A 7,392-nucleotide genomic window follows, 5' to 3' on the forward strand; every position below is an offset into this window, starting at 1 on the left:
GCGGCTCATGCTTCCACCGCCCGGCCCTTGAGGGCGAACAGGCCCCGCGGCTTCTTCTGGATGAACAGGATGATGGCGACGAGCAGCACGATCTTGCCCCCCTCTCGCGCCGCTCGACCGCTCCGAGCTGCCGGTCGAAACCGCAGCCCTCGCCCGCTTTCTCATCGGCAAGGTCGTGGCGCGCGCGCTGCCCGAGGGCGTCGTCAGCGGCAGGATCGTGGAGACCGAGGCCTATGGCGTCGGCGACGCGGCCGGCCACGCCTTCAGCGGCGTGACCGAGCGCAACAGCTCGCTGTTTCTCGAGCGGGGCCACGCCTATGTGTATTTCATCTATGGCCGCTCCTGGATGCTGAACGTCTCGGCCGAGATCTCCGGTATCGGCGCCGGCGTCCTGATCAGGGCGATCGAGCCGCGCGACGGCGTCTCCCTCATGCGGCTCAACCGCGGTGACGGCCCCCTGCGAGACCTGGCGCGCGGCCCCGGACGGCTCGCCGCCGCGTTGCGGATCGACCGCTCGCTCGACGGGTTGGATCTCTGCCGCACGGGCCCGCTGTGGCTGGCGCGCGGCGACGAGGCCGCCGACGAGATCGGCGAAAGCGTCAGGATCGGGATCTCGCGCGAGGCGGACCGCCTGCTGCGCTTCTATGTTCGCGGGAGCCCTTACGTCAGCGGACTGCGGCGGCTCAACGCGTGAACCGCCGAAGTTCCGCGCGCCGCGCCTTGCTCCCGAAGCGTCAGACCCGCACCTGGCTGCCGCGGGGCTCCTGCGCCTGCGCGGAATCCGGGGAGGCCGCCGGCGCCGTGGCGTCGTGCGCGGGCGCTTCCGTGCGCACGCGGGTCTTCTGCGGATCGTAATGCGGGAAGGCCACGACGGTCGCGCCGATGCGCTTCTGCTGGCCGTCGAGCTTGCCGATCTCGACCTGCGCGCCGAGCTCCGCATAGGTCACGTCGAGGCGCGCGAGCGCGATCGTCTTGCCGAGGATCGGCGACCTCGTCGCGCTCGTCACCACGCCGATCTGCGCGCGGCCGGCATGGACGCAGTCGCCATGGCCGATCGCCTCGTTGCTGTCGATGTCGAGCCCGACCAGCTTTTTGGACGGCGTCTCGCGGCGCCGCTGAAGCGCCTGCGCGCCCACATAGGGGTCGGTCTTCTCTTTCGGCACAGCGAAGCCGATGCCGGCCTCGAACGGGTCGGTCTGGTCGCAGAACTCGTAGCCCGCGAAGGCGAGGCCGGCCTCGATGCGCAACATGTCGAGCGCCTGGAGCCCCAGCGGCTTGATGCCGTGCGGCGCGCCCGCCTCCATGATCGCATCCCAGACCTCCGGGGCGCGGTCGGGATGACAGAACACCTCATAACCGAGCTCGCCCGTATAGCCGGTGCGCGACACCACGACCGGGACCCCGTTGAGCCGGCCGACGGTGAAGCGGAACCACTTCAGCTCGCTGACCGTGGGCTCGGCCGGAGGGGTCGTCACGAGGCTCGCCAGCACCTCCCGCGAGCGCGGGCCCTGGACGCCGACGTTGTGGAGCTGGTCGGTCGCGGTCTTCACCCAGACCTTCAGCCCGTGCTTGCGGGCGAGCTCGCGCAGATGGACCCCGCAATAGTCCTCGCCGCAGATCCATCGGAAGTTGTTCTGCCCGAGGCGGAAGACGGTCCCGTCGTCGATCATGCCGCCATGCTCGTAGCACATGGCCGTATAGACCACCTGGTTGATGGCGAGCTTCTTGATGTTGCGGGTGACGGCGAGCTGCATCAGCGCCTCGGCGTCCGGGCCGATCACCTCGAATTTGCGCAAGGGCGACAGGTCCATGATCGCGACCCGCTCGCGGCAGGCCCAGTATTCCGCGATCGGGCCCTCGTCCGAGTAGCAGTCCGCGAGCCAGAACCCGCGATATTCGGAGAATTTGCGGGTGAGCGCGGCGGTGCGCGGGTGGAACCCGGTTTCGCGGGTCAGCCTGGGCTCGGCGTCGGGCGTCATTCGGTGCGCTATGCCTTTGGAGAAGTTTTCCGACTTGTCGTAGACGCGGACATGGATGTCCGTCGGCGACCAGCCGTTGGCGGGATCGATGTCGTCGGTGCAGGACGACGAGGCGCAGACCAGGTCGGTCAGCGCCCTGAGCAGGACGTAGTCGCCGGGCCGCGACCATGGCTCGTCCATGCCGATGGAGTCGTCGGCCCTGACGAAGGTGTTGTAGAAGAAGTTGATCGCCGGCCAGCCTGCCCGCGGCGCGACCCCGTAGGGCTTCAGCGTGCGGTTGAAGTTCTCGGTGCAGTTGTCGTGCCCCGGATACCCCATGTCCTCATAGTATTTCGGCGTGCAGGCGAGCAGGAAGGCGTCGTGGCGTCCGACCGTGTCGCGCACGATCTCGACCAGCGGCGTCATCCGCGCGTCGAAATATTTGGAGTGCAGCCCCGGGCCCGGATTGGCGGTGCCCATCAGGGTGCGGGTGACGGTCGGATCGAGGCCGAACTCCTCGCCCCGCTCCAGGGCGGCGGCGTCGAAGGCCAGAAAGTCCGAGCACTGCCGGCCGTCGACGTCGATGATCTGGATGTAGTCGCCCGCCGCCACCCGATAGGCGGACGCCGTGGCGGCCTTGATCCGCAGGTCGAGCTTCGGCTCCGCCAGCGGCGCCGGCGCGACGCCGCCGGCAGGAGCGTGGCTTTCGATCTCGACCTTCAGATCGGTCGGCGGGGTCTGCTGATCTGGATCGAGAAATGCGGACGAAAGCGTTCGCGGAAAGCCGGCGAGCGCCATGTCCAGTCATCAGGATCCTCTGGATCGGGAGCCGCGCCCATGACCACCCCTCTCCCCACCGCAGTCCCGGAGGAGATCGAGGCGGAGATCGCGAGGCTGCGTGAGGAAGCGCACCATGCCGAGTTCTCGGCGGACGGCCGCCTGAACGACGGCCGGGGCAGCTACAGCATCGAGAGCGCGATCAACCGGCTTCTCAAGAGAGAGGCCGCTCGCTGCCGGGCCGAAGCCGACGACCTCGAACGCCAGTTCGCCGGCATGGGCGGGGAAGGAGAAGCAGACGGGCGGACCTGATCCGGGAGCCAGAGCCGAGGCAGGGCCGACGCCGACGCCGCCCGTGTCGCGATCTGGTCAGGCCGTCAGGCGGGCCTCATGATCTTCTCGAACCGGAAGGCTTCGCTATCTCCCGGCAGGTCCGGACCTCAAGCCGAAGAGCCGTCCTGATTCTCCCCCCGCGCGGCGGTGGTCAGCGCATCGTCCGGGAGCGGACGCTGCAGCGTCCGGCTCGCGGAGAGTACGATTCGGAAGCTAACAGCGGAGGAAGGGAGAAGCGGAACTGTAAAAGCAGTCCAGAAAACTGCTTCTACGTTCCGTTACGCGGCGCTGGTCCACCTCAAGAGAAAGAGGTGGTGGGCGCACTAGGGCTCGAACCTAGGACCCGCTGATTAAGAGTCAGCTGCTCTACCAACTGAGCTATGCGCCCGAGACCCGAAGGCCTGCGGTTGCGCCGCGGCCGGGGATGTAACAAAGGCCGCCCCGGCTGTCTAGGGCGATCAGCCCTCTTCCTGGAAAACCTCTTCGCGTTTGGCGCGGATCGAGGGAAGGAACACCAGAACCAGCACCAGGAGGGCGATGATCAGCAGGGTCGCGCTGAGCGGGCGGGTGAAGAACACCGTCCAGTCGCCCCGCGAGATGGTCATCGCCCGGCGGAGATTCTCCTCCAGCATCGGCCCCAGCACGAAGCCGAGCAGAAGCGGCGCCGGCTCGCAGCCGAGCTTGATCAGCACGTAGCCGACGAGCCCGAAGAAGGCGACCGTGTAGAGGTCGAACACGTTGGAGTTCACGCTGAACACGCCGATCGAGCAGAACACCAGAATCGCCGGGAACAGGATCGTGTAGGGAATCGTCAGCAGCCGCACCCACAGCCCGACGAGCGGCAGGTTGAGCATCACCAGCATCAGATTGCCGATCCACATCGAGGTGATGACGCCCCAGAACAGCTGCGGCTGCTCGATCGCGACATTCGGTCCCGGCTGGATGCCCTGGATGATCATGGCGCCGACCATCAGCGCCATCACGGCGTTAGCCGGGATGCCGAGCGTCAGCATCGGGATGAAGGAGGTCTGCGCGCCGGCGTTATTGGCTGCTTCGGGCGCGGCGACGCCCGCGATCGCGCCCTTGCCGAAGGCCTCCGGCGTCTTCGAGATTCGCTTCTCGACCGTGTAGGCCGCGAAGGACGACAGGATCGCGCCGCCGCCCGGCAGGATGCCGAGCGCGGAGCCGAGGCCGGTGCCGCGCAGCACGGGGCCGACCATCTGCCGGAAGTCGTCGCGGGTGGGCCAGACGTGGGTGATCTTCTTGATCGCCACCTGCCGATCGCTCTCGTTCTCGAGGTTCTTGAGGATCTCGGCGAGGCCGAACACGCCGATCGCGACCGAGACGAATTCGAGCTTGTCGGAGATGTCCGGGATGCCGAGCGTGAAACGCTGCGCGCCCGAGGTGACGTCGGTGCCCACGAGGCCGAACAGCAGGCCGATCGTGATCATCGCCAGCGCCTTGAGCACCGAGCCGTGCGCGAGCGCGACCGAGGCGATCAGGCCAAGGAAGATGAGAGAGAAATACTCGGCCGGTCCGAACTGGAGCGCCATCTCGGTCAGCGGCAGCGCGAACACCGCCACCAGCATGGTCGCGACCGTGCCGGCGAAGAACGAGCCCAGCGCCGCGATCGCGAGCGCCGGCCCCGCCCGGCCCTGCCGCGCCATCTGGTAACCGTCGATCGCCGTGACCGCCGAGGAGCTTTCGCCTGGCAGGTTGATCAGGATCGCGGTCGTGGAGCCGCCATACTGCGCGCCGTAATAGATGCCGGCGAGCATGATCAGCGAGGTCTCCGGCTTCAGGCCGAAGGTGATCGGCAGCAGCATCGCGATGGTCGCGGTCGGACCGATGCCGGGCAGCACGCCGATCAGCGTGCCGAGCAGCACGCCGAGGAAGCAGTAGAGCAGGTTGACCGGCTCGAGCGATGCGCTGAAGCCGATGGCGAGATTCTGAAGGAGGTCCATCTGCGCTCTCGCTTACCTGCCGGGAAGGAAGGGCGTGAGCCACGGCCCGACCAGCGCATAGGGAAGACCGAGCCCGTAGCTGAACACGATCACGCAGAACACCGTCAGGCTCAGCGTCAGCAGCAGCATCAGCCGGATGCCGGCGCGGGCGCTCGCGAGCGTCGCGATCGCCGCCACCAGCGCGATGGCGGCCGCGAGGCCGAGCCCGCGCACCGTCAGGCCGAAAACGATCGGCCCGGCCAGGATGAACAGGAGACCGCGCCACGGCACGCCGCCGATGGGCGACGGCGCCCGGCCGAGCCCCTTGAAGATGATGATCAGCCCGAGCACGCCCAGGATGATCGCCAGCATCAGCGGGAAATAGCCCGGCCCCATCCGCAGCGCGCTGCCGAGCGGCAGGTCGACGGTTCCGTAGGCGAAAGCCGCCGCGAAGGCGACGAACAGCCCCCCGCAGGCGAGCTCGCGGGTGTCGATTTGCATGGCCCCTCGCCAGCTCGAGTTCTAGGCCGGGGTCAGTCGGCGTAAACGCCCGCCGCGCTGATGACCGGACGCCAACGCTCGATCTCGGAGGTCAGCTTGGTCTTGAGGCCGTCCGGCGTCGCTTCGGCCTCGGTCGACGGCGCGGTGCCGAGATCGGCGAAGCGCTTGACGACGAGCGGGTCCTTCAGCGCCTTCTGCAGCGCAGCCGAGAGCTTGGCGGTGATCTCCGGCGAGGTGCCCTTCGGCGCGTAGATGCCGTGCCAGATGCCGACCTCGAAGTCCGGCAGCCCCGCCTCTGCGGCGGTGGGCACGTCCGGCAGCGAGGCGACGCGGTCCTTGGTCGTGGTGGCGTAGACCTTGATCTTGCCGCCCTTGATCTGGTTCGTGGTGTTGGTGGTCTGGTCGCACATGAAGTCGACCTGCTTGCCCACCAGATCGGTCATCGCCGGGCCCGTCCCCTTGTAGGGCACGGTGGTCAGCTGCTCGCCGATCTTGCTCATGAACAGCATGCCGCAGAGATGCGAGGCCGCGCCGACGCCGGCGTTGGCGAGCGTGACCTTGTCCTTGTTCGTCTTGACGTAGTCGATCAGGCCCTTGAGGTCGGCCGGCTCGAAGTCGGAGCGCGCGACGATCGTCATCGGCACGTCGGTGACGAGGCCGACATACTCGAAGGCGTTAAGGGTGTCGTAAGGAAGCTTGCGGTAGAGCACGGCGCTGGTCGCCATGCCGATGTGGTGCAGCAGCAGGGTGTAGCCGTCGGGATCGGACTTCGCCACGCGGGACGCGCCGAGCGTGCCGCCGGCGCCGCCGACGTTCTCCACCAGGATCTGCTGGCCGAGGTCCCGGCTCATCGACTCCGCGACCAGGCGGGCGACGGTGTCGGTCGGGCCGCCGGCCGCGAACGGCACGACCATGCTGATCGGGCGGGTCGGGTAATCCTCCGCCGCGGCGCCGCCGGAAAAGCCGGCTGCGGCCATGAGCGCGGCGACCACCGCAACGATACGCGCGTTCTTCACGTGAAGCTCCCCAATGCCAATTGGGGCGGCGGAGCCTTCCCCGTCGCCTCTTCGCGGGCGACGCTTCTTGGGGGCGCCCAACCCGTTATGCGGACCGGCCAAACCTCCGTCCCGCGGCGGGATCATTAGCCAATGACGGCGCCGGCGCAACCTCGATCACGGAGAGTTCGCGCTGCGTGAAGGCGAACGCCGCCGCCAGCGCGAGCAGTCCGGCCCCGAAGCCGAGCCCGCCCGTCAGGCCGCCGAACCAGTCCGTGAACAGGCCGGTGACGATCGGGCCGACCGTCTGGCCGAGGCTGAACGAGACCGTCATGGCGGCGACGCCGGAGGCCCAGGTCGCCTGGGGCAGATTGCGTCTCACGAACATCGTGGTGGCGGCCGTGACGGCGAACATGCCGAGGCCGAAGATCACGCCCGACAGGAGGTCGGCCGCGAAGCCCTCGAGGAACAGCGGCGCGACCGCGCCAAGCCCCGTCACGACCGTGGCGAGGCCCATGCCCCAGCCGCCCTTCAGCCGCCCGAGCGGCCGCGCCCAGAGCCAGGGCGACACGAGTCCCGCAAGACCCACCACGCACCAGAACTCCGCCTCCTCGACGGTGGCGGCGCCGCCTTCGCGCAGGAAGGCGATCATGAAGGTCATGTAGGTGATGTAGCCCGCCCCGAAGACGCCGTAGGCGGCGAGAATCCACGCCATTGGCCGAAGCGGTGCCGGCCGGCCGGCCGCGCGGGAATCGTCGCCCTCGGCCCTGCGCACCGAAGGCGCCGCGAGCGGGATCAGCAGCAGCCCTTCCAGCATGCGTTCCGCGCCGAAGGGGGTGAGCGTCTCGCACAGGCTGCCGTCGCCTTCGCCCGCCCGGCCATGCG

6 protein-coding genes, 1 tRNA gene and 1 pseudogene are annotated in these 7,392 nt (G+C 68.4%); 2 read left to right on the plus strand and 6 right to left on the minus strand.

Annotated elements, in window-relative coordinates; translation table 11 throughout:
• Nucleotides 1-127 precede the first annotated feature (127 nt).
• Complete coding sequence (locus ACIKT0_RS10250; protein WP_407105258.1) at nt 128-694, plus strand: DNA-3-methyladenine glycosylase; 567 nt, start codon at nt 128-130, stop codon at nt 692-694.
• Nucleotides 695-824: 130 nt separating this feature from the next.
• Here ACIKT0_RS10250 and ACIKT0_RS10255 read toward each other — a convergent pair.
• Nucleotides 825-2,714 (minus strand): annotated as a pseudogene (locus ACIKT0_RS10255) (DUF1989 domain-containing protein); the annotation flags it as partial.
• A gap of 81 nt (nt 2,715-2,795) precedes the next feature.
• Here ACIKT0_RS10255 and ACIKT0_RS10260 point away from each other — a divergent pair.
• On the plus strand, nt 2,796-3,047 hold the full coding sequence (locus ACIKT0_RS10260; protein WP_407105254.1) for a hypothetical protein: 252 nt from the start codon (nt 2,796-2,798) through the stop codon (nt 3,045-3,047).
• A gap of 333 nt (nt 3,048-3,380) precedes the next feature.
• Here the strand turns inward: ACIKT0_RS10260 and ACIKT0_RS10265 are convergent.
• The 5 genes from ACIKT0_RS10265 to ACIKT0_RS10285 all read right to left on the minus strand — a co-directional run.
• Nucleotides 3,381-3,456, minus strand: a tRNA-Lys gene (locus tag ACIKT0_RS10265).
• A 70-nt stretch (nt 3,457-3,526) separates the two neighbouring features.
• Nucleotides 3,527-5,032 (minus strand): tripartite tricarboxylate transporter permease, encoded by a 1,506-nt coding sequence (locus tag ACIKT0_RS10270; protein WP_407105255.1) that lies wholly within the window; start codon nt 5,030-5,032, stop codon nt 3,527-3,529.
• Nucleotides 5,033-5,044: 12 nt separating this feature from the next.
• Nucleotides 5,045-5,512 carry a tripartite tricarboxylate transporter TctB family protein gene (locus ACIKT0_RS10275; protein ID WP_407105256.1) on the minus strand — a complete coding sequence of 156 codons (468 nt, stop codon included), beginning with the start codon at nt 5,510-5,512 and terminating at the stop codon, nt 5,045-5,047.
• A gap of 32 nt (nt 5,513-5,544) precedes the next feature.
• Nucleotides 5,545-6,489 (minus strand): tripartite tricarboxylate transporter substrate binding protein BugD, encoded by a 945-nt coding sequence (locus ACIKT0_RS10280; RefSeq protein WP_407105259.1) that lies wholly within the window; start codon nt 6,487-6,489, stop codon nt 5,545-5,547.
• A gap of 124 nt (nt 6,490-6,613) precedes the next feature.
• Nucleotides 6,614-7,392: YbfB/YjiJ family MFS transporter (locus ACIKT0_RS10285; RefSeq protein ID WP_407105257.1), on the minus strand; the 779-nt coding region annotated here is incomplete at its 5' end.

The sequence above is a fragment of the Hansschlegelia beijingensis genome (assembly GCF_045505405.1).
Classification (GTDB): Bacteria; Pseudomonadota; Alphaproteobacteria; order Rhizobiales; family Methylopilaceae; genus Methylopila; species Methylopila beijingensis_A.